Source organism: Streptomyces sp. NPDC093094 (assembly GCF_044754345.1).
Lineage (GTDB): Bacteria > Actinomycetota > Actinomycetes > Streptomycetales > Streptomycetaceae > Streptomyces.
This window is the reverse complement of the sequence record NZ_JBIVOX010000015.1, coordinates 171,832-198,409: the sequence shown is the minus strand read 5'-3', so window position 1 is coordinate 198,409 and position 26,578 is coordinate 171,832. Positions and strand designations below refer to the sequence as shown.

The window sequence follows — 26,578 nt, the reverse complement described above, 5'->3', positions numbered from 1 at the left end:
ACCCTCGCGGGCTTTCCTCCGGGCTTTTCCCTTCGGTCTTGCGTCTCCGACTCTATCAGACCGTTTCCCGGCCCGATTTCCTCGGTGCTTTCCAGAGTCCCGCTCCCGCGTTTCCCTTTCCGGCGCTTCCGACTTTATCAGAGATTCTCAGTCGGAATTTCCACCCCCTCCGGAACACGGTGTCCGCCGCATGAAGCGGTCGGGTGCCCTTTGTGGTGGAGTCATAAACGTACTGGAGCGGGGCGCCCCGATGCAAATCGAGGCGCCCCGCTCCGGGTTGGCGCGTCCGGTGGGACGTCGGGGTCAGACCTCGACGACGACCGGGAGGATCATCGGCCTGCGCCGATAGGTGTCGGACACCCACTTGCCGAGGGTGCGGCGGACGAGCTGCTGGAGCTGGTGGGGCTCCACCACGCCGTCCTGCGCCGAGCGCTCCAGGGTCTCCGTGATCCTCGGGATCACGTCCCCGAAGGCGGAGTCCTCGATACCGGAACCGCGGGCCTGGATGTGCGGGCCGCCGGTGATCTTTCCGGTGGAGGAGTCGATGACCACGAAGACCGAGATGATGCCCTCGTCGCCGAGGATCTTGCGGTCCTTCAGGGCCGGCTCGCCCACGTCGCCGACGGAGAGGCCGTCGACATAGACGTAACCGGCCTGGACCTTGCCGGAGATCCTGGCCTTGCCCTCGACGAGGTCGACGGCGATGCCGTCCTCGGCGATGACGATGCGGTCGTGCGGGACACCGGTGAGGGCGCCCAGCTCGGCGTTGGCGCGCAGATGACGCCATTCGCCGTGGACCGGCATCAGGTTCTTCGGGCGGCAGATGTTGTAGAAGTACAGCAGCTCGCCCGCGGAGGCGTGGCCGGACACATGGACCTTGGCGTTGCCCTTGTGCACGACGTTCGCGCCCCAGCGCGTCAGGCCGTTGATCACGCGATAGACCGCGTTCTCGTTGCCGGGGATGAGGGACGACGCCAGGATCACCGTGTCGCCGTCGACGATGCGGATCTGGTGGTCGCGGTTGGCCATGCGGGACAGGGCGGCCATCGGTTCGCCCTGGGAGCCCGTGCAGACCAGGACCACCTGGCTGTCCGGAAGGTCGTCCAGCGTCTTGACGTCCACCACCAGGCCCGCCGGGACCTTCAGGTAGCCCAGGTCGCGTGCGATGCCCATGTTGCGGACCATCGAGCGGCCGACGAAGGCCACGCGGCGCCCGTACTCGTGCGCGGCGTCCAGGATCTGCTGGATGCGGTGGACGTGGCTGGCGAAGCTCGCCACGATGATCCGCTTGCTCGCGCCGGCGAAGACCTGCCGCAGGACGTTGGAGATGTCCCGCTCGTGCGGCGTGAACCCGGGGACCTCGGCGTTCGTGGAGTCCGTCAGCAGGAGGTCGATGCCCTCCTCGCTGAGCCGGGCGAAGGCGTGGAGGTCGGTCAGGCGGTTGTCCAGCGGAAGCTGGTCCATCTTGAAGTCGCCGGTGTGGACCACCATGCCGGCCGGGGTGCGGATGGCGACGGCCAGGGCGTCCGGGATGGAGTGGTTGACCGCGACGAACTCGCAGTCGAAGGGCCCGATGCGCTCGCGGTGCCCCTCGGCCACCTCCAGGGTGTAGGGGCGGATGCGGTGCTCCTGGAGCTTGGCCTCGATGAGGGCGAGGGTCAGCTTGGAGCCGATCAGCGGGATGTCCGGCTTCTCGCGCAGCAGGAAGGGGACGCCGCCGATGTGGTCCTCGTGGCCATGGGTGAGGACGATGCCCTCGATGTCGTCGAGGCGGTCCCGGATGGACGAGAAGTCCGGCAGGATCAGGTCGATTCCGGGCTGCTCCTCCTCGGGGAAGAGCACTCCGCAGTCGACGATCAGCAGGCGGCCGCCGTACTCGAAGACCGTCATGTTGCGGCCGATCTCGCCGAGACCGCCGAGCGGGGTGACCCGCAGGCCGCCCTCGGGGAGCGGAGGGGGCGGGCCGAGTTCAGGGTGCGGATGACTCAAAAGACTCTCCTCACCACGCGCGCCACGTACCGGTGAGGCACGTGGCGCAGCGTGACGTTCGTGCAGAAGCAGTTGTCGTTGCGTTGTGAGTGCGGGCACCGGTGTCCCGCTATTCAGTTGTGAAGCGTTTGGGTGCGGTGTGGTTCCGCGAAGTCCGTTGTCAGAGCTGTACCCCGCCGGCGGCAAGATCGATCTTGAGCTGGGCGACCTCTTCCGGCGAGCACTCGACCATGGGCGCGCGCAGGGGGCCTGCGGGCAGTCCCTGGAGGGCGAGGGCGGCCTTGGTGGTCATGACGCCCTGGGTGCGGAACATGCCGGTGTAGACCGGGAGCAGCTTCTGGTGGATCTCCGTGGCCTTGTGCACGTCGCCGGAGACGTACGCGTCGACGAGGGCGCGCAGGTCGGGGGTGACGAGGTGGCCGACGACGGAGACGAAGCCGACCGCGCCCACGGAGAGCAGGGGCAGGTTCAGCATGTCGTCGCCGGAGTACCAGGCGAGGCCGGAGCGGGCGATGGCCCAGCTCGCGCGGCCGAGGTCGCCCTTGGCGTCCTTGTTGGCGACGATCCGGGGGTGCTGGGCGAGCCGGACGAGCGTCTCGGTGTCGATCGGGACGCCGCTGCGGCCGGGGATGTCGTAGAGCATGACCGGCAGCTCGGTGGTGTCCGCGACGGCCGTGAAGTGGCGGTACAGGCCCTCCTGCGGGGGCTTGTTGTAGTACGGCGTGACGACCAGGAGGCCGTGGGCGCCGGTCTTCTCGGCGGCCTTGGCCAGCTCGACGCTGTGGTGGGTGTCGTTGGTGCCGACGCCCGCCACGATGTGGGCGCGGTCGCCGACCGCCTCCACCACTGCTCGTACGAGGTCCGATTTCTCCGCGTCGCTGGTGGTCGGGGACTCGCCGGTGGTGCCGTTGACGATCAGGCCGTCGTTGCCTGCGTCCACCAGGTGGGTGGCGAGCCGCTGAGCGCCGTCGAGGTCGAGTGCGCCGTCCGCCGTGAAAGGCGTGACCATGGCGGTGAGGACCCGCCCGAAGGGGGTCTGCGGAGTGGAGGTCGGTGCCATGGGTTACACGCTACTCGTTGCTCAAGGCGTGGTCTGCCCTCGGGGAGCGGGAAAAGTCATGACAAAGAAGGAGCCCGGCACTGCCTGCTCGGGGGTTCAAGCAGTGCCGGGTCCGTTTGATCAGGCTAGATGAACTTCTCCAAATGCCGCAATACGGACACTTCGCGCGACTGATCCGTACATCTGTGCCGGACGGGGAAACAGTGTGCGCTACGGGGCGACGCGGCCGTTGGCGTTGAAGGCCGCGTAGGTGAGCGGCATCAGCTTCGCCCACTCGGCCTCCATCTTCTCGCCCACCATCTCGATCTCGCGCTGCGGGAAGGACGGCACCTTGGCCAGCTCGTGCTGGGTGCGCAGACCGAGGAAGTGCATCAGCGAGCGGGCGTTGCAGGTGGCGTACATCGAGGAGAACAGTCCGACGGGCAGCACGGCCCGGGCGACCTCACGGGCGACACCCGCCGCGAGCATCTCCTGGTAGGCCGCGTACGCCTGGCGGTACGAGTCCTCCATGGCGCGGCCCGTCAGCTCCTGCTGCGCCTGGGTGCCCTCGACGAACACGTACTTGCCCGGACGGCCCTCCTGGACCAGCTTGCGCGAGGCGTCGGGGACGTAGAAGACGGGCTGGAGCTCGCGATAGCGGCCGCTCTCCTCGTTGTAGGACCAGCCCACGCGGTGGCGCATGAACTCGCGGAAGACGAAGATCGGGGCGCTGATGAAGAAGGTCATCGAGTTGTGCTCGAAGGGGCTGCCGTGCCGGTCCCGCATCAGGTAGTTGATCAGGCCCTTGGAGCGCTCCGGGTCCTTCGTCAGCTCGTCCAGGGACTGCTCGCCGGCGGTGGAGACCCGGGCGGCCCACAGGACGTCGGAGTCGGCCGCGCTGTGCTTCACCAGCTCGACGGTGACATCGCTGCGGAAGCTGGGCTTGAGATCGTCGGCGGGGGTGTCGGTCACGGTTCGGCAGGTCCTTCCATCACGTCCGGCGGGCGGCGCCCACTCTACGGGCCCCCACCGACAACAGGGCATTCGCTCCTGTTCCGCCGCGACTTCTGCGCATTGGGGACGTCCGGGAACCTTTTGCGGCTCTCGTCGCCCCACCGGTACCACGGGCCACCGGAAGCACTGACTCCATCCGGACCCCCGAGGGTGGTGGGCGGTAGGGCGGGTCGATAGCCTCACCGGGCACAGCCCATGCGTGGATCGAGTGAGGACCAGCCGTGCCCCTGCCCTTTCTGACGGCCGACCGTGCTTTCGAGGCAGCGGATGATGTCGCCCTGCCGTTCGACGACCGTGACCGCTGGCGGCGTCCCTACCGGCCGGGCCCCTGGCGGGTCGGCGCGGCCGCGATAGAGCTGCTGCTCGCCTCGTACGTGCTGTTCGCGGCCGTCGTCATCGCGCTGACCGGCACGCTCGGCGGCGCGGGGGCCGTGTTCGGCTTCGCGCTGCTGATCATCGCGGCGGCCCTGCGGCTGCTGCGGATGGGCGTCTGGGTGAGCGCCCGCGGGCTGCGCCAGGTCGGCTTCCTGACCACGCGCACGTACGGCTGGGACCGGATCGTCGCGGTGCGCACGGTGCAGCAGCCGGTGCGCTGGCTGGGCATGCCGCGCACGGTGCAGGGGCAGGCCCTGGTGCTGGAGCGCCGGGAGCGGGGGGCCTCCGAGGTCCCGGTGCTGATGACCACGCACAACTCCGACTTCCTCGGCCGCTTCGAGGCGTTCGACCGGGCGGCGGACACGCTGGAGGCGTGGGCCGCCGAGTACCGGCGCAGCTGAGCCGGCGCAGCTGCCCGCGCACGCACGCAGAAGGGGCCGGCCCGCGGTGGACGCGGGCCGGCCCCTTCTGCGTGCGGGGTCCCGGCCGGTGCACGGGATCGGCGTCCCGGCCGGTGGTGTACGGGACTACGCCTGGACCGGGCGGCCGTCGTGCAGGGCGATGGCGCGTTGCATGGCCTTGCGGGCGCGCGGGGTGTCCCGGGCGTCGTGGTAGGCGACGGCGAGGCGGAACCAGCTGCGCCAGTCGTCGGGGGCGGCCTCCGTCTCGGCCTTGCGGCGGGCGAAGACCTCGTCGGCCGAGTCGCGGTCGATCCGGCCGCCGGGGGTCCGCTTCAGCTCGTCGACGGGCAGGCCGCCCTCGGCGTCGAGCTCGGCGGCGAGGGCGTTGGCCCTGCGGACGAACTGGGTGTTCTTCCACAGGAACCACACGCCGATGACCGGCAGGATCAGCACCGCCACCCCGAAGGTGACGGTCAGCAGCGTGCCGGACCGGATGAGCAGCACGCCACGGCTGCCGACCAGGACGAAGTAGACGACCAGAACGGCGGCCGTGACGGCGTAGGTGATCTTCGCGCGCATGTCGTGCCGTCCTCGGTCAGCCCAGGTCCAGGAAGTGCTCCAGGCCGAAGGTCAGGCCCGGCGTCGTCACCACCCGGCGGGCGCCCAGCAGGATGCCGGGCATGAAGCTGCTGTGGTGCAGGGAGTCGTGGCGGATGGTGAGGGTCTCGCCCTCGCCGCCCAGCAGGACCTCCTGGTGGGCCAGCAGACCGCGCAGGCGGACCGAGTGGACGGGCACGCCGTCGACGTCCGCGCCCCGGGCACCGTCCAGTGCCGTCTCGGTGGCGTCCGGGGCCGGGGCGGTGCCCGCCGCGCGCCGTGCCTCGGCGATCAGCTGGGCGGTGCGCGTGGCGGTGCCGGAGGGGGCGTCGACCTTCTTCGGGTGGTGCAGCTCGACGACCTCCACCGACTCGAAGTACGGCGCGGCGATCTGCGCGAACTTCATGTTCAGGACGGCCCCGATGGAGAAGTTGGGCGCGATGAGCACGCCCGTCTCCGGGGACGCCGCGAGCCAGCCGTTCAGCTGCGCGAGGCGCTCGTCGGTCCAGCCCGTCGTACCGACCACGGCGTGGATGCCGTGCCCGAGGCAGTACTCCAGGTTGGCCATCACCGAGTCCGGCGTGGTCAGTTCGACGACGACCTGGGCGCCGGTCTCCGCCAGCGTCTCCAGCGCGTCGCCGCGGCCGAGGGCGGCGACCAGCTCCATGTCCTCGGCGGCCTCGACCGCCCGCACCGCCTCGGAGCCGATACGGCCCTTGGCGCCGAGGACCGCCACGCGCAGCTTGCTCATCTCAGTTGGTTCCTTACGTGGGATGTTCCGAGGGCGGACAGGTCAGGCCACGGTGTCGTGCAGCCGGGCCGCCTGCTTGTCCTTGAGCGGGCCGATGACCGACAGCGAGGGCCGCTTCCCCAGGATGTCGCGGGCGATGTCGCGGACGTCGTCCGGGGTCACCGCGGCGATCCGGGCGAGCATGTCGTCGACCGACATCTGCTCGCCCCAGCACAGCTCGCTCTTGCCGATGCGGTTCATCAGCGCGCCGGTGTCCTCCAGGCCGAGGACGGTGGAGCCGCGCAGCTGGCCGATGGCACGGTCGATCTCCTCGTCGGTCAGGCCGTTGCGGGCGACGTGGTCGAGCTCGTCGCGGCAGATCTTCAGCACGTCGTGCACCTGGGAGGGGCGGCAGCCGGCGTAGACGCCGAACAGGCCGCAGTCGGCGAAGCCGGACGTGTAGGAGTACACGCTGTAGGCCAGGCCGCGCTTCTCGCGGACCTCCTGGAACAGACGGGAGGACATGCCGCCGCCGAGGGCGGTGTTGAGCACGCCGAGGGCCCAGCGGCGCTCGTCGGTGCGGGCAAGACCCGGCATGCCGAGGACGACATGGGCCTGCTCGGTCTTGCGGCCGAGCAGTTCGACGCGGCCCGCGGTGCGCAGTGTGCGCCGGCCGTCGCGCGGGGCGACGGGCAGGGCGGCCGTGTCCGTGAGGGTGCCGGCCTTCTCGAAGGCGGCGCGGACCTGGCGTACGACCTTGTTGTGGTCGACGTTGCCCGCGGCGGCGACGACCAGGTGCGTGGGGTCGTAGTGCTTGCGGTAGAAGCGGCGGATGCGGTCGGCGGTGAGGGCGTTGACGGTGTCGACCGTGCCGAGGACCGGGCGGCCGAGGGGGGTGTCGCCGAACATGGTGTGCGCGAACAGGTCGTGCACACAGTCGCCCGGGTCGTCCTCGGTCATGGCGATCTCTTCGAGGATCGCGCCCCGCTCGACGTTGACGTCCTCCTCCAGGATCAGGGAGCCCGTCAGCATGTCGCAGACCACGTCTATGGCGAGCGGCAGGTCGGTGTCGAGCACGCGCGCGTAGTAGCACGTGTACTCCTTGGCCGTGAACGCGTTCATCTCGCCGCCGACCGCGTCGATCGCGGAGGAGATGTCCAGCGCGCTGCGCCGTGCGGTGCCCTTGAAGAGCAGGTGCTCCAGGTAGTGCGTCGCGCCGTTCAGTGCCGGGGTCTCGTCGCGGGAGCCGACGTGGGCCCAGATGCCGAAGGTGGCGGAGCGCACCGAGGGCAGGGTCTCGGTGACGATCCGCAGGCCGCCGGGCAGGGTCGTCTTGCGGACGGTGCCGATGCCGTTGGCGCCCTGGATCAGGGTTTGGGTACGGGCGACGGCCCGCGCCTCCGAAGAGGTGCGGGCCGTCACACGGGTGCTACGCGACGTCACTTGGCGGCGTCGTCCTTCTGGTCGGCGTCGGAGTCCTCTTCGCCCTCGATCACGGGGATGAGGGAGAGCTTGCCGCGGGAGTCGATCTCGGCGATCTCGACCTGGACCTTCTGGCCCACACCGAGGACGTCCTCGACGTTCTCCACGCGCTTGCCGCCGGCGAGCTTGCGGATCTGCGAGATGTGCAGCAGACCGTCCTTGCCCGGGAGCAGCGACACGAACGCACCGAAGGTCGTCGTCTTCACGACGGTGCCCAGGTAGCGCTCGCCGACCTCCGGCATGGTCGGGTTGGCGATGCCGTTGATCGTGGCGCGGGCGGCCTCGGCGGCCGGGCCGTCGGCGGCACCGATGTAGATGGTGCCGTCGTCCTCGATCGTGATCTCGGCGCCGGTGTCCTCCTGGATCTGGTTGATCATCTTGCCCTTGGGGCCGATGACCTCACCGATCTTGTCGACCGGGATCTTCACGGTGATGATCCGCGGCGCGTTCGGGGACATCTCGTCGGGCCGGTCGATGGCCTCCATCATCACGTCGAGGATGTGGAGACGGGCGTCGCGGGCCTGCTTCAGGGCGGCGGCGAGGACCGAGGCCGGGATGCCGTCCAGCTTGGTGTCGAGCTGGAGGGCGGTCACGAACTCCTTGGTGCCGGCGACCTTGAAGTCCATGTCGCCGAAGGCGTCCTCCGCACCGAGGATGTCGGTGAGGGCGACGTAGTGCGTCTCGCCGTTGATCTCCTGGGAGATCAGGCCCATGGCGATACCGGCGACGGGGGCCTTGAGGGGCACACCGGCGTTCAGCAGCGACATGGTGGAGGCGCAGACCGAGCCCATGGACGTCGAGCCGTTGGAGCCGAGGGCCTCGGACACCTGGCGGATCGCGTAGGGGAACTCCTCGCGGGTCGGCAGGACCGGCACGATGGCGCGCTCGGCGAGGGCGCCGTGGCCGATCTCGCGGCGCTTGGGGGAGCCGACGCGGCCGGTCTCGCCGACGGAGTACGGCGGGAAGTTGTAGTTGTGCATGTAGCGCTTGCGGGTCACCGGGGAGAGGGTGTCCAGCTGCTGCTCCATGCGGAGCATGTTGAGGGTGGTGACGCCCAGGATCTGGGTCTCGCCACGCTCGAACAGCGCCGAGCCGTGCACGCGCGGGATGGCCTCGACCTCGGCGGCGAGCGTACGGATGTCCGTGACGCCACGGCCGTCGATGCGCTTCTTCTCCTTGATCACGCGCTCGCGGACGAGCTGCTTGGTCAGGGAGCGGTACGCGGCGGAGATCTCCTTCTCGCGGCCCTCGAACTCCGGCAGGAGCTTCTCGGCGGCGAGCGCCTTGACGCGGTCCAGCTCGGCCTCGCGGTCCTGCTTGCCCGCGATGGTCAGCGCGGAGGTCAGCTCCGGGCGGACGGCGGCGGACAGCGCCTCCAGGACGTCGTCCTGGTAGTCGAGGAAGACGGGGAACTCGCCGGTCGGCTTGGCGGCCTTGGCGGCGAGGTCGGCCTGGGCCTTGCAGAGCACCTTGATGAAGGGCTTCGCGGCGTCCAGACCGGCGGCGACGACCTCCTCGGTCGGCGCCTCGGCGCCGCCCTCGACGAGCTGGATGGTCTTGTCGGTGGCCTCGGCCTCGACCATCATGATCGCAACGTCGCCGTCCTCCAGGACGCGGCCCGCGACGACCATGTCGAAGACGGCGTCCTCGAGCTCGGTGTGCGTCGGGAAGGCCACCCACTGGCCGCGGATCAGCGCGACGCGGACGCCGCCGATCGGGCCGGAGAAGGGCAGGCCGGCCAGCTGCGTGGACGCGGACGCGGCGTTGATCGCCACGACGTCGTACAGGTGGTCGGGGTTGAGCGCCATGATCGTGGCGACGACCTGGATCTCGTTGCGCAGGCCCTTCCTGAAGGACGGGCGCAGCGGGCGGTCGATCAGACGGCAGGTGAGGATGGCGTCCTCGGAGGGACGGCCCTCACGGCGGAAGAAGCTGCCGGGGATCTTGCCGGCGGCGTACATCCGCTCCTCGACGTCCACCGTGAGGGGGAAGAAGTCGAGCTGGTCCTTGGGGTTCTTCGAGGCGGTGGTGGCCGACAGCACCATGGTGTCGTCGTCCAGGTACGCGACGGCGGAACCGGCGGCCTGCTTGGCCAGGCGGCCCGTCTCGAAGCGGATGGTGCGGGTGCCGAAGGAGCCGTTGTCGATGACGGCCTCGGCGTAGTGGGTCTCGTTCTCCACTAGCGTTTTCTCCTCGTCTTCGTCCCCGGCTGCCCGTGTGGCAGGGGGACGATGGTGGAGAAGCGTCCCGTGCGGTGCGGGCCGGTCTTCGATCGAAGCACCCGGGGCTCGCTTCCCCCCGGGGGCCACTACCGAGGACCGGCGGCGGCTTGGTGCGCCTCTCCTCTTCTTGTCGTGCTGTGTCGTGCGTATTGCGTTGTGCTACCACCCTACAAAGGGGCGGTGACAGTCCGCACGTTTCCGCACGTACGGCAAAGGGAGCGGCCCCGATGGTTCCGGGAACCGCTCCCTCCAGAGCGTCTTACTTGGCGCCCGCCGCACCGCGGCGGATGCCCAGACGGTCCACCAGCGTACGGAAGCGCTGGATGTCCTTCTTGGCCAGGTACTGCAGCAGGCGGCGGCGCTGGCCGACCAGGATCAGCAGACCACGGCGGGAGTGGTGGTCGTGCTTGTGGGCCTTGAGGTGCTCGGTCAGGTCCGAGATCCGGCGCGACAGCATGGCGACCTGGACCTCGGGGGAGCCGGTGTCGCCCTCCTTGGTACCGAACTCGCTGATGATCTGCTTCTTCGTAGCGGCGTCGAGCGACACGCTTACTCCTCGTAAGTCTTCGGGTAGCCACCGAGTGCCCCTGGTCCACTTCTCAGGGGAGCTTCCATGACTCGGAAGGCGGGGATCCGCTGGGCGCGGCCACCAGAGCGTCGGGCGTGCCGGCAGGCTCCGGGGGTGCGTACACAAACGGCCGTCACCCAGAGTACCAGCAGGTGGCACGCTCCTGTGCCCCGGTCCCCCGAACCGCCCCGTACCCGGGCGTACGGCCACTAGGGTGACCTGCGGGATCACAGGCACGCGCGAAAGGGGTCGCTTCGGCATGGCGGAGGACGTGGACGAGGCCGTCAAGGCACGCAAGGAGCGGGAGCGCGACGAGCTGTACGCGCTCGACATCTCGGGTGTCGAGTGGCAGAGCGCCCCGGGCACCGAGGAGCAGGAGGAGCGCGTGGAGATCGCGTATCTGCCGGGCGGGGCCGTGGCCATGCGCTCGTCCCTCGACCCGGACACCGTGCTGCGCTACACGGAGGCGGAGTGGCGGGCCTTCGTGCTGGGCGCCCGGGACGGCGAGTTCGACCTGGAGCCGGCACCGGGCGAGAACGCGTAGGCGCGTCGGGGCCCGGCGGGGCGGTGCCGGACCTGCCCCGCCGGGCCGCTCGTCACCTCTTGCGGGGTGCGTCGGGCTCGATGCCGACGGTGAGCCAGACCCAGGCGTTGTCCTCGCCGGGGGCGCTCGCGGCCTTGGCTCCGAAGAAGATGCGGCCGTTCTGGACGACGATGTCGGCCAGCTCCGTCGAGACGAGCGTCCATGCCTCGGTGGGCAGGTCGAAGTAGAGGTACGGGGTCTCCCCGCCGGTGCGCGGGTCGAGGGCGACGAGGCCCATGGGCGTGATGTGGTCGCTGCTGTCGCGCAGGGCGAGGAGCTTGTCGCCGCTCATCCGCAGGGGGTGCAGCAGCGCGTTGCGGCCGGACTCGAACTTCTCGGTCGTCTGCCCGGTCCTGAGGTCGAACCCGACGATCCAGTTGTAGTTGTGGATCAGGTCGCCCTGCTCGGAGGTGGTCAGGAAGACCTGGCCGTCGCCCACCACGACGGTCGGGCAGTCGTCGGCGGCGAGCAGGTCGGTCTCGTCGGCGCACTCGGCGAGGTAGGCGTCCTTGGACAGCGAGACGGTGCTGCGGACCTTGCCGTGCCCGTCCAGGGAGAAGATGTCCGTGATGCCGATGTCGGCGGCCGAGACCGCGACGACGGCGGGGTCGGGCGAGACCACGCGCACGTCCTGGATGCCGGCGTCGAGCTGGTACGTCCACTCGGTGCCGCCCGTCTCCGGGTCGAGCGCGCGCACCTTGTAGGTGAGGCCGTCGACCGACCCGTCCTGCTGCCAGCACTGCAGGCGCAGCACCAGTGCTTCGCCGCCGGCGGCGCCGTGGTGCTCGCAGCGGTCGGCGGGGTCGGACTTGACGCTCCAGCGCAGTTTGCCGGTGTCCATGGCGTAGGCGTCGGTGCCGCCGCCCCAGGTGACGACCACGCTGCCGCGGACGAGGGTGACGCCCGGGGTGTCCTGCGCGCCCGGGCTCTCCGGGGTGCCCTTGCCGGTGCCGAGCTTGGACAGCGGGATCTTCCTCTGCCACACCTTCTCGCCGTCGTCCAGGTCGACGAACGCGACCTGGTCGCACAGCGCGCCCGCGTCCTCGCTCCCTCTGAACAGCACGGCCGTGCGGTTGTCGCCGGTGACATGGCGGGTGACGCCGCAGATGAATCCGTCCAGGCGCAGCTTCCACACCTCGTCGCCGACGGCGACGTCCTTGCCGACGGGGAAGCCGATGAGGCTGCGGTTGATGCCCTTGGTGAGGATCTTGTCGGTGGCCCACATGCCCGGCATCTCGTGCCGTTCGCCGGCGGCCATGTCGTCGGCCGAGAAACGGAAGCCCATGACCCCGCGCTGGTTCGCGGGCTGCTTCTCGACGGACTCGCGCACGTCGAGCCGGCCCGCGCCCGCCTCGGCCGCCGTCCTGGGGTCGTCGGGACCGTCGCCCCCGCGGCCGCCCAGCACGAGCCAGCCGCCCACGCCCAGCGCCGCGGCCAGCACGACGGCGAGACCGCCGCCGAGCACACGCTTCCTGCGGCGCCTTCTCTGCTCTTGTTCCGCCGACAGCGCGGACTGTGTGTACATGGAGGGGGGCGGGCCGAAGCTCACGCGAAGGGGTCCTGTTCTCTGGGCGGTTGAGGGAGCGGGCGGGGATGATCGACTGCCTACTATGCCCGCCGCCGCACGGAACGCCCGATCCGGGTACGGGGACTTGTCCGCGCGCCTCCGGGAACGAGTGGGACGAGTACGGCGTCGGGAGGCGGGCCGTGGCGCGGGGGACGGATGCTCCGTGGAGGACGGGCCTGCCGGGCCGGGGCGGGCGGTGACTAGGCTGGGTGCGGGCGTGGCGCCGGACCCGTGTGACCGGGCGCCGGCGTCCCAGGGGGAGAACCGGTGGATCGGACCATCTCGGAAACGACCTCGAACGGCCTCGAACGACATCGGAAGACGAGACATGGTCGCCCCGGCACGGCATACGGGTGCCCGACCACACCAGGAGGAACTGTGAGCAGCGATCGGGACGGGATCCGCGGGGGCTGGGCGACGCCCGGCGACGACCAGCCCGACGCGGAGTCCGCCGTCGAGACGACGGGCGAGTTCACCATCGACTACGCGCCGCCGGCCTGGTACACGCAGAACGCGGCGGCGGATTCCGGGGGTTCGGCGAGGCCGGAGGGCTCCTCGCCGGAGAGCGCCGCGTCGGGCCCGGGGGCCGGTCCGGTGGCTCCCGGTGGTTCCGGGGGCCCTGGATCCGGGGCGCCTTCCGGTGTCGGCGGGCCTTCGGGGGCGGGGGCCGACGGGGCGGGCGGAGCCGCCCGGTCCGGCCCGGGTGCCGCGTCGGGTGGCGGTCCGGCTTCGGTGCCGCCCGTCCCTCCGGCGCAGGGGGCGCCGGGGGCGCCGTTCACCCCGCCCGCCGTGACGCCCGCGCCCGGACTGCCGTTCGCCCCGCCTCCGGCAACTCCCGCGCCCGGAGCGCCGTTCACCCCGCCGACCGCCGCACCCGGACTGCCGTTCACGCCGCCCGCCGCGACGCCCGCGCCCGGAGCGCCGTTCACTCCGCCTCCGGCAACTCCCGCGCCCGGAGCGCCGTTCACACCTCCTCCGGCAACTCCCGCGCCCGGACTGCCGTTCACCCCGCCCGCCGCGATGCCCGGAGCACCGTTCACCCCGTCGGCGCCGGTGCCCGGCGCGGCCGTCGTTCCGCCTGCCCCGGCTCCGGGAACACCGTTCACGCCTCCGGCCTCGCCCGTGCCCGGGGCGCCGTCCGCCCCGCCCGCGGCTCCCGTGCCGCCGCCCGTGCCGGCGGCGGGCCCCGTCGCCGTGCCCAGGCTTCCGGTGGGGAGCGGGTTCGAGCCCCAGCAGCCGCAGCAGCCGCAGCAGCTCCAGCCGAACGCCTCGGAGGGACCGCAGGCCGATGCCGCGGCGTCCCCGGGCGCGCTGCCGGGCTTCGCGGCGGGCGGGTCACAGCCGCGCGACGAGGAGACCGGCGCGGCCGGGAAGCCGGAGGACGCCGAGCCCGGCGACGAAAACGACGGCGGCCTGGAGAGCGGCGCGACCATGCGCTTCTCCTCGGCCGCGCTGAAGCGCGAGATCGCGGAACGCGCGGCGGCGGACGAGGCCGGGCCGGACGACAGCGTCTCGTACGACGCCCCGGACGACGAGAACGCCGAGACGGAGATCGCGCCCGCCGAGGCCGAGCCCGCCGTCACGGCCGGGTCCGGCACCGAGGACGCCGAGCCGGCGGAGGGACCCGTGGGGGTCGACACCGACGCGGTGGAGGAGCCGGAGGACGTCGCTCAGCCGGAGGGCGAGTCGCTCGCCACGGCGGATGCCGAGATCGGGGGCGACGTTCCGGCCGAGGCCGCCGCCGAGGAGCCCGACGAGGCCGCCGCCGAGGAACCCGGGGACGCGGAGCCCGAGGACGCCGCGCCTGTCCTCCGCCTCGCCGAGAACGCCGGGCCTTCCGACGCCGTACCCGCAGACGCCGTCCCCGCGGACACCGCTGAGCCTTCCGGCAACGCCCCCGCCGACGCCGAGCCGGCGGACGCCGTCGAGCCTTCCGACGCCGTCCCCGCGGACGACGCTCCGGTCGGACCCGAGCCGGTCGATGCCGTACCGGCCGACGCGGCCCCGCAGGACGCCGTGCCCCAGGCCGCTCCGGTCCAGGACGCTCCGCCTCAGGACGCCGTCCCGCAGGGCTCGGTGCCGGGTGTGCCCGCCGGTGTCCCCGGCATCACGCCGCCCGAGTGGGCTCCCGCGCCCCCGCAGAACGCGCCGGCTCCCGTGCCGGCCCCGCCGTACCAGCCCGCCGCGCCCGCTCCCGCGGCACAGTGGCCGGTCCAGCCGCAGCCGGCGCCGCAGACGACCGAGCCGCCGGTGCCCGCTCAGGACCAGCCGGGCGTGCCCGCGCAGCAGCCGCCGTTCGAGCCGCAGGCGCCGCAGCCCGCGCCCGCCGCGTGGAACCAGCCGCCCACGGCACCTCAGCCGCAGCCGGGTCACGGCTTCCCGCAGCAGCCCGCGCCCGGTCCGCAGGCCGGTCACGGCTTCCCGCAGCCCGGCACCCCCGGGCCCGCGCCCTCCGCCCAGCCGCCGCAGCAGCAGCCTGTCCGGCAGACGGCGCCGCAGCCGGCTCCCCCCTCCCCCGCCGGCCCGCAAGGCGGCTACGGCTTCCCGCTGCCCGACCCCCCGGCCCAGCCCGGCGGTTACGGCTTCCCGCAGGCCCAGCCGCAGCAGCCGCAGGTCCCCGCGCCGCAGCAGCCCGAGCCCCAGCAGCAGGCACCTCAGGCCCAGCCCCTCCCCCACCAGCCGCAGCAGCCGCAGGCACCTCAGCCGCAGCAGCCCGTCGACCCCCGGGCCGGGGCCGCCTGGCCGCAGCCCATACAGCACGACCAGCGGCAGCCGACCAACCCGGGTGCCGCGCCGCTGGGTTACACGGCCGCGGTCGAGCTGTCGTCGGACCGGCTGCTCAACAACAAGCGGCAGAAGGCCAAGAGCGGCCGTCCCACCGCCGCGCCCTCCCGGTTCAAGATCGGCGGCAAGAAGGAGGAGGCCGAGCGGCAGCGCAAGCTCCAGCTGATCCGTACGCCGGTGCTGTCCTGCTACCGGATCGCGGTCATCAGCCTCAAGGGCGGTGTCGGCAAGACGACGACCACCACCGCGCTCGGCTCCACCCTCGCCAGCGAGCGGCAGGACAAGATCCTGGCGATCGACGCCAACCCGGACGCCGGCACCCTCGGACGGCGTGTGCGGCGCGAGACCGGGGCGACGATCCGCGACCTCGTGCAGGCGATCCCGTACCTCAACTCGTACATGGACATCCGGCGGTTCACCTCCCAGGCGTCGTCGGGGCTGGAGATCATCGCCAACGACGTCGACCCGGCCGTGTCCACGACGTTCAACGACGAGGACTACCGGCGCGCGATCGACGTGCTCGGCAGGCAGTACCCGATCATCCTCACCGACTCGGGCACCGGTCTGCTCTACAGCGCCATGCGCGGTGTGCTGGACCTCGCCGATCAGCTGATCATCATCTCGACGCCGTCCGTCGACGGCGCCTCCAGCGCCAGCACCACGCTGGACTGGCTGTCCGCGCACGGGTACGCCGACCTGGTGTCCCGGTCGATCACCGTGATCTCCGGGGTCCGCGAGACCGGCAAGATGATCAAGGTCGACGACATCGTGTCGCACTTCGAGACGCGGTGCCGTGGCGTGGTCGTCGTGCCGTTCGACGAGCATCTCGCCGCCGGCGCCGAGGTCGATCTCGACATGATGCGGCCGAAGGTGCGCGAGGCGTACTTCCACCTGGCCGCGATGGTCGCCGAGGACTTCACCCGGCACCAGCAGTCGCACGGCCTGTGGACCAGCGACGGCAACCCGCCGCCGGTCGCCGCCCCGCCGCTGCCCGGCCATCAGATGCCGAACCCGCCCCACCCCCAGCAGCAGGGCCGGCCGTACCCGGCCCAGCAGCCGCAGCAGCCCCACCCCCAGCAGCCGCAGGCGCCCCAGCCCGGTCAGCCGTACGCGCAGCCGTACCCGCCGCAGCAGGGCGGCCTGCCGGGACAGCCGTATCCGCAGCAGCCCGGTCAGCCGGGACAGCCGTACCAGCAGGGACACCCGGGACACCCGGGACAGCCCTACCCGCAGGCGCCCCAGCCGCCGCAGCAGTAGCACCCCCGCACAGACAGAAAGGGCGGCCGCTGCCCCGCGGGGCAGCGGCCGCCCTTCGGCGTCGCGGGAGAACTACTCCGCGGCGGCGATCAGCTCACGGCACTTCTTCACGTCCGCCGCCATCTGCTCCAGCAGACCCTCCAGCGAGTCGAACTTGGCCTGGCCGCGGACGAAGGCCAGGAAGTCGACGGCGACGTGCAGGCCGTACAGGTCGAGGCCGACGCGGTCGATCGCGTATGCCTCGACCGTGCGCTCGGTGCCGTCGAACTGGGGGTTCGTGCCGACGGAGATCGCGGCGGGCATCGCCTCGCCCGCCACGTGCAGCCAGCCGGCGTAGACGCCGTCGGCGGGGATGGCGGTGTGCGGGAGCGTCTCGACGTTCGCCGTGGGGAAACCCAGCTCGCGGCCGCGCTGGGCGCCGCGCACGACGACGCCCTCCACGCGGTGCGGCCGTCCGAGGATCTCGGCGGCGCCCTCGACGTCGCCCTCGGTGACCAGACGCCGGGTCAGGGTCGAGGAGAAGGGCTCGCCGCCGCCCGCGGAGCCGCTGACGTACAGGTCGACGACCTCGACCTCGAAGTCGTACGTCTCACCCTGCTCGGCGAGGAACGCGACGTCACCGGCGGCCTTGTGGCCGAAGCGGAAGTTGGGGCCCTCGACGACGGCCCTGGCGTGCAGCTTGTCGACCAGGACCTTGGCGACGAAGTCGGCGGGCGACAGCTTGGAGAACTCGGTGGTGAAGGGCAGGATCAGCACCGCGTCCACGCCCAGCTCGGCGCAGAGCTCGGCGCGGCGGTGGTGCGCGGCGAGCAGCGGCGGATGGCTGCCGGGGCGGACGACCTCGCTGGGGTGCGGGTCGAAGGTGACGAGCACCGAGGGCACACCGAGCTCGCGGGCGCGGTCGACGGCGTGCCTGATGATCAGTTGGTGCCCGCGGTGGACTCCGTCGTAGGAGCCGATGGTGACGACGCTGCGCCCCCAGTCCTGGGGGATGTCCTCCAAGCCACGCCAGCGCTGCACTGTGACCGCTCCTCGAACCCGTGTCTGACTCTTACGGATGCCTCTTTTGCAGGTCTAAGGGTGCCATGCCGGGTGGCCGCCGCCCGCATCGGTGTCGGCGCTGTGACGGTTCGCACGTGGCCGTGCACGGTCAGACGGGTACGGCGGCACCGGCGATGCTCCCGATCGTGCGGCGGGTGCCGGGGCCGACCGTCGCACACCACCGCCCGGGGTCGTCGGTGAGCCAGCCGGCGACCCGGGCGGCGAATCCGGGCAGGTGACGGCCGAGGTCGACCAGGGCACGGTCGTAGCGGGCGGCGCCCTCGGGCGTGCGGACGAGCAGCAGTCCGACGTGGTGGACGAGGTCGCGCAGGCCGTCGCCGCCGTACGGGGCGGCGGCGCGCAGCAGGGCGTCGAGAACGGCCGGATCGCGCTCGCGGGCCAGCAGGAAGGCCCGCAGTTCGGCGCGCAGCGGGTGGGAGGCGGGCGTGTCGGGGGCGGCGATCACACCCGCGAGGGCGGCACGCAGCGGCTCCGGGCCGTCGTCCAGGAGGGCGGTGAGCAGGGGCAGCAGCACGGGCCGCGCCCCCGGGTCCTGGTCGAGGCGCCGCTCGGTGTGGGCGGCGAGGTCCCCGGCGGCGTCGGGGCGCCGCTCCAGGACGTCGCCCACCAGCGCGGCGGCACGGCGGGCGAGTGCGGGCCCGGTGGCGTCGAGCAGGGCGCCCAGGGTCGCGCCGACGGCGGCGGGCGGGCAGGGCGGGACGGTCTGCCGGTCCTGTGCGCGGGTGCCCGCTCCGAGCCTGGCGCGGAAGGCGTCCAGAACCGGGCCGGGATCGGTGTCCAGGGCGGTGAGCAGGGCGGCCGGCGGCAGGTTCGGGTCGCCGTCGGCGAAGTGGCGCAGGGCCCTGGGGAGATGGCGGGCGCGGCTGCGGGGGTCGCGGACGAGGAGGCCGAGGGCGCCGCCGTGCAGGGTGCGGTCGGCGGGGCGGGCGAGCAGGGCGAGGGCGGCGTGGTGCAGCAGGTCCCGGTCGGTGTCGGTGCGCAGGTGCGGTGCGGTGCGCAGCCCGTGGGTGAGGGCCGCGGCACGGCGGGCGGGGCGTTCGTCGTGCGCCCAGCGGTCGACGGCCCGGCACATCGCGGAGGGTTCCTCCTCGGCCAGTACGGCGAGCAGTTCGTCGCCGCGCGGGTGCGCGCTGTCGAGGAGCGTCTCGGTGAGGTCGTCCAGGGCGCGGTGGCGGTGGGTGTGCAGCAGTGCCTGCGCGGCGGTCGCCACGGTGGCGTGCGGGGTCGCGGGCAGGGGCCGCTCGTCGTCGAACCAGCGGGTCAGCTGGGGCTGCGCGGCGGTGGCGTCGGCGGCGAGCAGACCCGCGGCGGCGTCCAGGTACCGCCCCGTCGCGGTGTCGGTCCCGTACGGGGCGGTGTCCGCGAGGACGAGGCGGCGCAGGAGGTCGAAGCGGTCGGCGGGGGCGAGCGGCAGCGTGGTCCAGAAGCGGGGGCCGAACTCCCCGGGCACCGGGCGTCGTTGATGCCGCCAGTCCGTGACGGTCTCGGCGAGCAGCCGCAGCACCGGGAGGTACGGCGTGGCGTCCCGGACCCGGCCGAGGACCTCGGTGAACAGCCGGGCGGCCCACCAGGAGTGCGGGTCGGCGTCCAGCGCGTGGGCCAGGTCGGCGAGGGTGCGGGCCAGGTGTGCGGGTCCCTGCTGGCGGGCCCGGAGCAGGAGGGCCTGGACGACCGGGCCGATGCGGTGGTGCGGGACCGGGACGGGGCGGGTGCCGTGCGGGAGGAGGGGGCGGTGGACCAGGGCGCGCAGGGCCTCGTCGAGGTCGAGGTGCATGCCCTGGATCCAGTCGGCGAGTTCCTCGTGGGCGAAGCGGTAGCCGCCGCCGGCCGGGACGAGGAGGCCCTCGGTGAGGACGGCCGAGGCCCAGCCGGTGCCGCCGCCGAGCCGGGCGGGGGCCGGGCCCCAGGGGAAGACGGCCTCGAACGACTCCCGGTCCAGCTCGCCCTGGCCCGGGCCGAGGCTGCGCCGGGCCGCCTCGTGCATCTGGCCGCAGACGCGGGCGGCGAGACGGCGTACGGCGGTGCCGCGCAGGCCGTTCTCCGCGGCGAGCCGTACGGCGACGCGCAGGCACATCAGGTCGAGCCAGGCCGCGAGGACGTCGTCCCCGTCGACGGGGGGCAGGGGGGCCGCGCCGAGGGCGGCCCGCACCTCGGACAGCAGCCGCAGGGTGAGGGGGTGTCGGGCGTCGCGCTCGGCGAGGACGCCCTCGGGGAGGCCGTAGCGCTCGTGGGCCTGCCGGGCCTCGCCGGGGGTGAGGTCGCCGAGCCGCAGACAGGGCGCTCCCTCGGGCCCTGTCCGGTGCAGGAGTCCGGCGGGGAACTGTGCGCCCGTGCTCTCCCAGTACTCCGCGCGGCAGGCCACCACCAGGCGGGTGCCGGTGTCCCTGAGCCAGCCGGCGGTCCGCTCGGTCCATTCGGGCAGACGGTGGGCCAGGACCGGCGGCATCTCCTCCGGCCCGTCGAGCAGCAGGAGCAGCGGGCGGCCGAAGGCGCGGGCGAGGCGGGCCAGGCGTTCGGGGGTGAGGTCGCCGAGGTCCGCGGGGAGCGAGGGGGCGGAGGCGCGCACGATGCGGGCGGCCCGGTCGAGGGTGCGGTGCACGGCGTCGGCGACCGAGGTGTCGGTGTCCTCCAGGTCGGCGCCGCGCAGCCAGAGGGTGGGGGCGGGTTCGGGGTCGTGGTGCCGGCGGGCGGCGAGGGCCGCGAGTTCCGTCGTACGGCCGCTGCCGGGGGCGCCGACGAGCCCGAGGACGGCGGCGGGGCCGTGGGTGAACGCGGTGAGCTCCGCCGCCGCGTCGGCCCTGCGGACCGGTTCCACGGCGCCGGGGCCGCCCGCGTCCATGCCTCCGGCGAGTCCCGCGAGCGTGCCGGGCGGGCCGTCGGAGCCGACCGATGTGGCGGTGAGTTCGAGGATGCCCGCGAGGTTGAGGTCGGCGCCGTAGGCGGGCACGGTCGCGGCGTTGCGGGCGAGGAGGCCGGCGAGGGGGCCGTCCGGGGCGGGCCGCAGGGGGACGGCGAAGCCCGCGTCGCGGTCACCGCTGCGCAGGGCCGTGCCCAGGACGCCGATCACCGTGCCGGTCACCGCGTCCAGCACGGGGCCGCCCGCCGCTCCCCCGCCCGGCCGCAGCGCGTCCCGGCCCGCCGTGCCGATCGCCAGTTCCAGTGCGTCGTCCAGGGTGTGGCGGCTGTTGCCGGCCGTGTACGTCGCCGGGGCCGGGCCGAGGACCCGGGCCTCGCGCCAGCATCCGGCGGCCAGCCGCACATAGGTCCCGGGCTCGGTGCCGTCCCGCACGGTCACCGGCAGGGGTTCCACCCCGAGTCCGTCCGTGCGGACGAGGGCCAGGTCCAGGTCCGGCAGCGGCGTCACCGCGTCGGCCGTGACCGTGCAGGAGCGGTGGTGCGCGGAGCGCAGCATCAGCTGCGGCTGGCCGTGGACGGTCTCGTGGCTGGTGACCAGCGTGCCGTGGTGATCGGCGAGGAAGCCGACCCCGCGCGGGCGGCCGGCCGGGTCCTGGATCCGGACGAGGAACGCGTCGCGTGCGCCGCCGGGGGGCGAGGGCGGGTGCGTCCCGCTGTCGCGGTGATCGTCGCCGGGTCGCGGGCCCTGTGCCGCCATGGTTCCGATCTCCCGCCTCGCGCGCGTGCCCTGCGGGGCCGTCGCGCTCCCCCCCACGCGCGTGTGCCCTGTCCTCGACGGTAGGGGCGCGGTGGTCGGGGGACGGCTCGCGCGCCGAACGCGCCCCCCTGCACTCCCTCGGTTCACTCCGAGCGCCTGCCCGGACGGGTGAAGGGACGGGGCCGGCTGGATAACCCTAGGGGTGGGGGAACCGAGGGGGGACCGTGGAGCGGCGGCAGTGGATGCCCCGTGTTCGCCGCTCCACGGGCGGAGCGCGGCCGGCGTCAGCCGAAGACCGCGAGGCTCTTGGCCTTCCCCTTGTGCGCCTCGACGAGCGCGAGGAGGTCGCCCTCGGGTCCGAACACGGCGACGGGGCCGGAGTCGGTGTACTCGTCGGGCATCTCCAGCCGTACGCCGTTGACGAGCAGCCGGGCCCGCCTGGCCTCGATGTCCCAGCGCGGGAACGCGGCCGCGGCGGCCTCCGCGACCGGCATCACCGTCAGTCCGGCCTGGAGCTGCTCCAGCGTCTTCGCCGTGTCCAGCTTGTAGGGGCCGACACGGGTGCGGCGCAGTGCGGTGAGGTGGCCGCCCACGCCGAGGTCGGCGCCCAGGTCACGGGCGAGGGCGCGGATGTAGGTGCCGGAGGAGCAGACCACCGAGACGACCAGGTCCAGGACGGGCGTGCCGTCCTCGGCGACGGCCTCCCGGACGTCGTACACGGCGAACGACGAGACGGTGACCGGGCGGGCCGGGATCTCGAAGTCCTCGCCGTCGCGCGCCCGTTTGTAGGAGCGCACGCCGTTGATCTTGATGGCGCTGACCTTGGAGGGCACCTGCATGATGGCGCCGGTGAGCTTGGCGATCCCGGCGTCGACGGCCTCCCGGGTGACCTTCGAGGCGTCGGACGACCCCGTGATCTCGCCCTCGGCGTCGTCGGTGACGGTCGTCTGGCCCAGGCGGATCGTGCCCAGGTACTCCTTCTCGGTCAGCGCGAGGTGCCCGAGGAGCTTGGTGGCGCGTTCCACGCCGAGGACGAGGACGCCCGTCGCCATGGGGTCGAGCGTTCCGGCGTGGCCGACGCGGCGGGTGCGGGCGATGCCGCGCATCTTGGCGACGACGTCGTGCGAGGTGAAGCCCGACGGCTTGTCGACGATGACAAGGCCGTCGGGCGTGGTGTGCTTCTGGGTCATTCGGCGGCGTCGTCCGTCTCGTCCTCGTCGGCGTCCGGCTTGCGGTACGGGTCGGCCTCACCGGCGTACGCGGCTCCCGCCGATGCCTCGCGCACCTTGGCGTCGGACTGACGCGCCTTGTCGAGGAGGTCCTCGATGGTGCGTGCGGTGTCCGGCAGGGCGTCGGCGACGAAGGTCAGCGTCGGCGTGAACTTCACGCCCGCGGCCCGGCCGACCTCGGAGCGCAGGATGCCCTTGGCGCTCTCCAGTCCGGCGGCGGCCGCGGCCCGCTCCTCGTCGTCCCCGTACACGGTGTAGAAGACGGTCGCCTCCCGCAGATCTCCGGTGACCCGGGTGTCCGTGATGGTGACGTGCGAGCCGAGCCGCGGGTCCTTGATCCCGCGCTGCAGCTTCTGGGCCACCACCTCTCGGATGAGGTCCGCCAGCCTCTTAGCCCGCGCGTTGTCGGCCACTGGTCCGTCTCCTTAGGTTTCTTGCTTCTTGCTTCAGTCTTCGTCGCTGTGGAGCCTGCGTCGAACCGAGAGCAGCTCCACCTCGGGCCGTGCGGCGACCAGGCGCTCGCAGCGGTCGAGCACCTCGGTGAGGTGTCCGGTGTCCCCGGAGACGAACGCGAGCCCGATCTCGGCCCTGCGGTGGAGGTCCTGGTTGCCCGTCTCCGCCACGCTCACCGCGTACTTGCGCTGGAGTTCGGCCACGATCGGACGGACGAGAGAGCGTTTCTCCTTCAGCGAGTGGACGTCGCCGAGGAGCAGGTCGAAGGACAGAGTCCCCACATACATGTGTGTTCCGGATGTCCCGCCGGTTCGGGGTACGGGCGCGGTTGCGCCGATACGGGAACCGTACACGCAACGGCCGGGGCCGATCGACGGAAATAACTCCCGCCGACCGGCCCCGGTCGCGTGTCAGGTCACGCGCGCGGCTTCTCGCGCATCTCGTACGTCGCGATGACGTCGTCGACCTTGATGTCGTTGAAGTTGCCGAGGTTGATACCGCCCTCGTAGCCTTCGCGGATCTCGGTGACGTCGTCCTTGAAGCGACGCAGGCCCTCGATGTTGAGGTTCTCCGCGACCACCTTGCCGTCGCGGATGAGGCGTGCCTTGGTGTTGCGCTTGACCTCGCCCGAGCGGATGAGGACACCGGCGATGTTGCCCAGCTTGGACGACTTGAAGACCTCGCGGATCTCCGCCGTGCCGAGCTCGACCTCTTCGTACTCCGGCTTGAGCATGCCCTTGAGGGCCGCCTCGATCTCCTCGATCGCCTGGTAGATGACCGAGTAGTACCGGACGTCCACGCCCTCGCGCTCGGCCATCTGCGCCGCGCGGCCGGCCGCGCGGACGTTGAAGCCGATCACGATGGCGTCCGAGCCCATCGCCAGGTCGATGTCGGACTCCGTGACCGCACCGACGCCGCGGTGCAGGACGCGGATGTCGACCTCTTCGCCGACGTCCAGCTGGAGCAGGGAGGACTCCAGGGCCTCGACGGATCCGGAAGCGTCACCCTTGATGATCAGGTTCAGCTGCTGGACCTCGCCGGCCTTGAGCACCTTGTCCAGGTCCTCCAGGGACACGCGGCGCGTGCGCTTGGCGAACGCGGCGTTGCGCTCACGGGCGGCGCGCTTCTCGGCGATCTGACGGGCCGTACGGTCCTCGTCGACCACCAGGAAGTTGTCGCCCGCACCCGGGACGTTGGTCAGGCCCAGGACCTGGACCGGCGTCGACGGGCCGGCCTCGGCGACGTTGTTGCCGTTGTCGTCGAGCATGGCGCGCACACGGCCGTAGGCGTCGCCCACGACCATCGTGTCGCCGACCCGCAGCGTGCCTCGCTGGACGAGGACCGTCGCCACGGCACCGCGGCCGCGGTCGAGACGGGACTCGATCGAGATGCCCTGCGCGTCCTGGTTCGGGTTGGCCCGCAGGTCGAGCGAGGCGTCGGCGGTGAGGACCACGGCCTCCAGCAGGGAGTCGATGTGCAGACCCTGCTTGGCGGAGATGTCGACGAACATCGTGTCGCCGCCGTACTCCTCGGCCACCAGGCCGTACTCGGTCAGCTGACCGCGCACCTTGGTCGGGTCGGCACCCTCGACGTCGATCTTGTTGACCGCGACGACGATCGGGACGTCGGCCGCCTTGGCGTGGTTGAGCGCCTCGACCGTCTGCGGCATGACGCCGTCGTTGGCCGCGACGACCAGGATCGCGATGTCGGTCGACTTCGCACCACGGGCACGCATGGCGGTGAACGCCTCGTGACCCGGGGTGTCGATGAAGGTGATCCGACGCTCTTCCTCGTTGACCTCGGTGGAGACCTGGTAGGCACCGATGTGCTGGGTGATGCCGCCGGCCTCGCCCGCGATGACGTTCGTCTTGCGGATGGCGTCGAGCAGGCGGGTCTTGCCGTGGTCGACGTGACCCATGACGGTCACGACCGGCGGACGCACGACCAGGTCGTCCTCGCCGCCCTCGTCCTCGCCGAACTCGATGTCGAAGGACTCGAGCAGCTCGCGGTCCTCCTCCTCCGGGCTGACGATCTGAACCGTGTAGTTCATCTCGCCCGCGAGGAGCTGGAGGGTCTCGTCGGAGACGGACTGGGTCGCGGTGACCATCTCGCCGAGGTTCATCATGACCGCGACGAGCGACGCCGGGTTGGCGTTGATCTTCTCCGCGAAGTCGGTGAGCGACGCACCGCGCGACAGGCGAATGGTCTCGCCGTTGCCGCGAGGCAGCATCACGCCGCCGACCGACGGGGCCTGCATGGCCTCGTACTCCTGGCGCCTCTGCCGCTTCGACTTGCGGCCACGACGCGCGGGACCGCCGGGACGGCCGAAGGCGCCCTGCGTGCCACCACGGCCACCGGGGCCGCCGGGACGGCCGCCGAAGCCGGGACGGCCACCGCCGCCGGCACCGGCACCCGGGCCACCGGGACGACCGGCGAAACCGCCACCGCCGCCACCGGGACCACCGGGACGACCGGCGAAGCCGCCGCCACCGGGACGACCCGCGAAGCCGCCGCCACCGCCGGGACGACCGCCGCCGCCACCGGGACGACCGCCGCCACCGGGACCGCGGCCGCCGGGGCCACCGCCACCGGGACGCGGGCCCGCAGCGGGACGCTGCGGCATCATGCCGGGGTTGGGACGCGGGCCGCCGGGGCCGCCGCCGGGACGGGGACCGCCCTGCGGACGCGGCATGGAGCCCGGAGTGGGACGCGGGCCGCCGGGAGCCTGGGGACGAGGACCGCCGCCCTGGGCGCCGGGCGCCTGCGGGCGGGGACCGCCGCCACCGGGAGCACCCTGGCCGCCGGGACGCGGAGCGCCCTGCGGACGGGGCGCCTGGGGGCGCGCCATACCGGCGTTGCCGCCGGAGGTGAAGGGGTTGTTGCCCGGACGCGGACCGGCCGGACGGGCACCGCCCGGACGGGGGGCCTGGCCACCGGCACGGGGACCACCCTGGCCCGGACGACCCGCCTGGCCCTGACCGGGGCCGGACGGACGGGCACCGGGCTTCGGGGCACCCGGACGGGCCGCGGGACGCGCGGCCTGGGGGGTGGCCGGAGCCTGAGCGGCCGGAGCAGCCGGGGCGGCCGGCGGAGCGGTGAACTCCGGAGCCGCCGGGGCCGGACGCGGCGCGGGCTTCGGGCCCGGCGTCGGACGCGGACCGGGAGCGGGCGCCTGCGCGGCGGGAGCCGCGGGGGCCGCCGGAGCCGCGGGCGGGGCCGCAGCAGCGGGCTTGGGGGCCGCCGGCTTCGGAGCAGCCGGACGGGCCGCCTGCGCCGGAGAGGGCGCGGCGGGCTTGGGGGCGGCCTTCCTGGGCGCGGCGGACTTGCCGCCGCCCTGGAAGGCGTCAGTCAGTTTGCGCACAACGGGCGCCTCGATCGTCGAGGACGCCGATCGGACGAATTCACCGAGTTCCTGGAGCTTGGCCATGACGACCTTGCTCTCCACACCGAACTCCTTGGCGAGTTCGTAGACCCGGACCTTAGCCACTTCGCTCCTTTGAGGTCCGGGTTGCGGCCGGACCGTCGCTAGTTCATGGGCGTACTCATCGCGTACTCATCGAGTGCTCATCGCAATCTCGACCTGCTTTCGACTCGCGAGGTACCAGGCCGCACG

The 26,578-nt window shown here is 72.6% G+C and carries 18 protein-coding genes and 1 pseudogene; 4 read left to right on the top strand and 15 right to left on the bottom strand.

What is annotated here, in order from left to right; all coding sequences use genetic code 11:
* Window positions 1–303: 303 nt before the first annotated feature.
* The 3 genes from ACIQGV_RS29260 to thyX all read right to left on the bottom strand — a co-directional run bounded on the left by ACIQGV_RS29260 (window position 304) and on the right by thyX (window position 4,000).
* The gene (locus ACIQGV_RS29260; RefSeq protein WP_402499458.1) at window positions 304–1,989 is read right to left on the bottom strand and encodes a ribonuclease J; all 1,686 of its coding nucleotides are present in this window, start codon (window positions 1,987–1,989) and stop codon (window positions 304–306) included.
* Between the two features lie 160 nt (window positions 1,990–2,149).
* A complete protein-coding gene (gene dapA / locus ACIQGV_RS29255) occupies window positions 2,150–3,049 on the bottom strand; it encodes a 4-hydroxy-tetrahydrodipicolinate synthase (protein ID WP_402499456.1) in 900 nt (299 codons plus the stop codon).
* 210 nt (window positions 3,050–3,259) lie between these two features.
* Window positions 3,260–4,000: an FAD-dependent thymidylate synthase gene (gene thyX / locus ACIQGV_RS29250; protein WP_402499453.1), complete on the bottom strand. Its 741-nt coding sequence runs from the start codon at window positions 3,998–4,000 to the stop codon at window positions 3,260–3,262.
* A 263-nt stretch (window positions 4,001–4,263) separates the two neighbouring features.
* Between thyX and ACIQGV_RS29245 the strand changes: the two genes are divergently transcribed.
* A complete protein-coding gene (locus ACIQGV_RS29245; RefSeq protein WP_402499451.1) occupies window positions 4,264–4,818 on the top strand; it encodes a hypothetical protein in 555 nt (184 codons plus the stop codon).
* A 126-nt stretch (window positions 4,819–4,944) separates the two neighbouring features.
* Here the strand turns inward: ACIQGV_RS29245 and ACIQGV_RS29240 are convergent, their stop codons facing one another.
* From ACIQGV_RS29240 to rpsO, 5 genes are all read right to left on the bottom strand, one after another.
* The gene (locus ACIQGV_RS29240) at window positions 4,945–5,397 is read right to left on the bottom strand and encodes a hypothetical protein (protein WP_402499448.1); all 453 of its coding nucleotides are present in this window, start codon (window positions 5,395–5,397) and stop codon (window positions 4,945–4,947) included.
* A 16-nt stretch (window positions 5,398–5,413) separates the two neighbouring features.
* Complete coding sequence (gene dapB, locus ACIQGV_RS29235) at window positions 5,414–6,166, bottom strand: 4-hydroxy-tetrahydrodipicolinate reductase (protein WP_402499445.1); 753 nt, start codon at window positions 6,164–6,166, stop codon at window positions 5,414–5,416.
* 42 nt (window positions 6,167–6,208) lie between these two features.
* On the bottom strand, window positions 6,209–7,588 hold the full coding sequence (locus ACIQGV_RS29230; RefSeq protein ID WP_402499443.1) for a M16 family metallopeptidase: 1,380 nt from the start codon (window positions 7,586–7,588) through the stop codon (window positions 6,209–6,211).
* Window positions 7,585–9,807 carry a polyribonucleotide nucleotidyltransferase gene (locus ACIQGV_RS29225; protein ID WP_402499440.1) on the bottom strand — a complete coding sequence of 741 codons (2,223 nt, stop codon included), beginning with the start codon at window positions 9,805–9,807 and terminating at the stop codon, window positions 7,585–7,587. The genes ACIQGV_RS29230 and ACIQGV_RS29225 overlap by 4 nt, the downstream gene beginning before the upstream one ends.
* A gap of 301 nt (window positions 9,808–10,108) precedes the next feature.
* Window positions 10,109–10,396 (bottom strand): 30S ribosomal protein S15, encoded by a 288-nt coding sequence (gene rpsO, locus ACIQGV_RS29220; protein WP_384735022.1) that lies wholly within the window; start codon window positions 10,394–10,396, stop codon window positions 10,109–10,111.
* 280 nt (window positions 10,397–10,676) lie between these two features.
* Here rpsO and ACIQGV_RS29215 point away from each other — a divergent pair, with 280 nt between their 5' ends.
* Window positions 10,677–10,961 (top strand): DUF397 domain-containing protein, encoded by a 285-nt coding sequence (locus ACIQGV_RS29215; protein ID WP_402499436.1) that lies wholly within the window; start codon window positions 10,677–10,679, stop codon window positions 10,959–10,961.
* A gap of 52 nt (window positions 10,962–11,013) precedes the next feature.
* On the opposite strand, the gene ACIQGV_RS29210 is transcribed toward ACIQGV_RS29215, so the two are convergent.
* Window positions 11,014–12,525 (bottom strand): PQQ-binding-like beta-propeller repeat protein, encoded by a 1,512-nt coding sequence (locus ACIQGV_RS29210; RefSeq protein WP_402499433.1) that lies wholly within the window; start codon window positions 12,523–12,525, stop codon window positions 11,014–11,016.
* A gap of 309 nt (window positions 12,526–12,834) precedes the next feature.
* Here ACIQGV_RS29210 and ACIQGV_RS29205 point away from each other — a divergent pair.
* A pseudogene (locus tag ACIQGV_RS29205) lies at window positions 12,835–13,074 on the top strand (SCO5717 family growth-regulating ATPase); the annotation flags it as partial.
* A 687-nt stretch (window positions 13,075–13,761) separates the two neighbouring features.
* Window positions 13,762–16,608, top strand: a complete 2,847-nt coding sequence (locus ACIQGV_RS29200; protein ID WP_402499473.1) for an AAA family ATPase — start codon at window positions 13,762–13,764, stop codon at window positions 16,606–16,608.
* A gap of 72 nt (window positions 16,609–16,680) precedes the next feature.
* On the opposite strand, the gene ACIQGV_RS29195 is transcribed toward ACIQGV_RS29200, so the two are convergent.
* From ACIQGV_RS29195 to infB, 6 genes are all read right to left on the bottom strand, one after another.
* Complete coding sequence (locus ACIQGV_RS29195; RefSeq protein ID WP_402499430.1) at window positions 16,681–17,628, bottom strand: bifunctional riboflavin kinase/FAD synthetase; 948 nt, start codon at window positions 17,626–17,628, stop codon at window positions 16,681–16,683.
* 130 nt (window positions 17,629–17,758) lie between these two features.
* Window positions 17,759–21,283, bottom strand: a complete 3,525-nt coding sequence (locus ACIQGV_RS29190) for a trypsin-like peptidase domain-containing protein (RefSeq protein ID WP_402499428.1) — start codon at window positions 21,281–21,283, stop codon at window positions 17,759–17,761.
* Window positions 21,284–21,567: 284 nt separating this feature from the next.
* The gene (truB, locus tag ACIQGV_RS29185) at window positions 21,568–22,473 is read right to left on the bottom strand and encodes a tRNA pseudouridine(55) synthase TruB (RefSeq protein WP_402499426.1); all 906 of its coding nucleotides are present in this window, start codon (window positions 22,471–22,473) and stop codon (window positions 21,568–21,570) included.
* Complete coding sequence (gene rbfA, locus ACIQGV_RS29180) at window positions 22,470–22,925, bottom strand: 30S ribosome-binding factor RbfA (RefSeq protein ID WP_402499424.1); 456 nt, start codon at window positions 22,923–22,925, stop codon at window positions 22,470–22,472. The genes truB and rbfA overlap by 4 nt, the downstream gene beginning before the upstream one ends.
* A 33-nt stretch (window positions 22,926–22,958) precedes the next feature.
* Window positions 22,959–23,252: a DUF503 domain-containing protein gene (locus ACIQGV_RS29175; protein ID WP_402499422.1), complete on the bottom strand. Its 294-nt coding sequence runs from the start codon at window positions 23,250–23,252 to the stop codon at window positions 22,959–22,961.
* A gap of 128 nt (window positions 23,253–23,380) precedes the next feature.
* Window positions 23,381–26,452 carry a translation initiation factor IF-2 gene (infB, locus tag ACIQGV_RS29170; RefSeq protein ID WP_402499420.1) on the bottom strand — a complete coding sequence of 1,024 codons (3,072 nt, stop codon included), beginning with the start codon at window positions 26,450–26,452 and terminating at the stop codon, window positions 23,381–23,383.
* Between the last annotated feature and the right edge of the window lie 126 nt (window positions 26,453–26,578).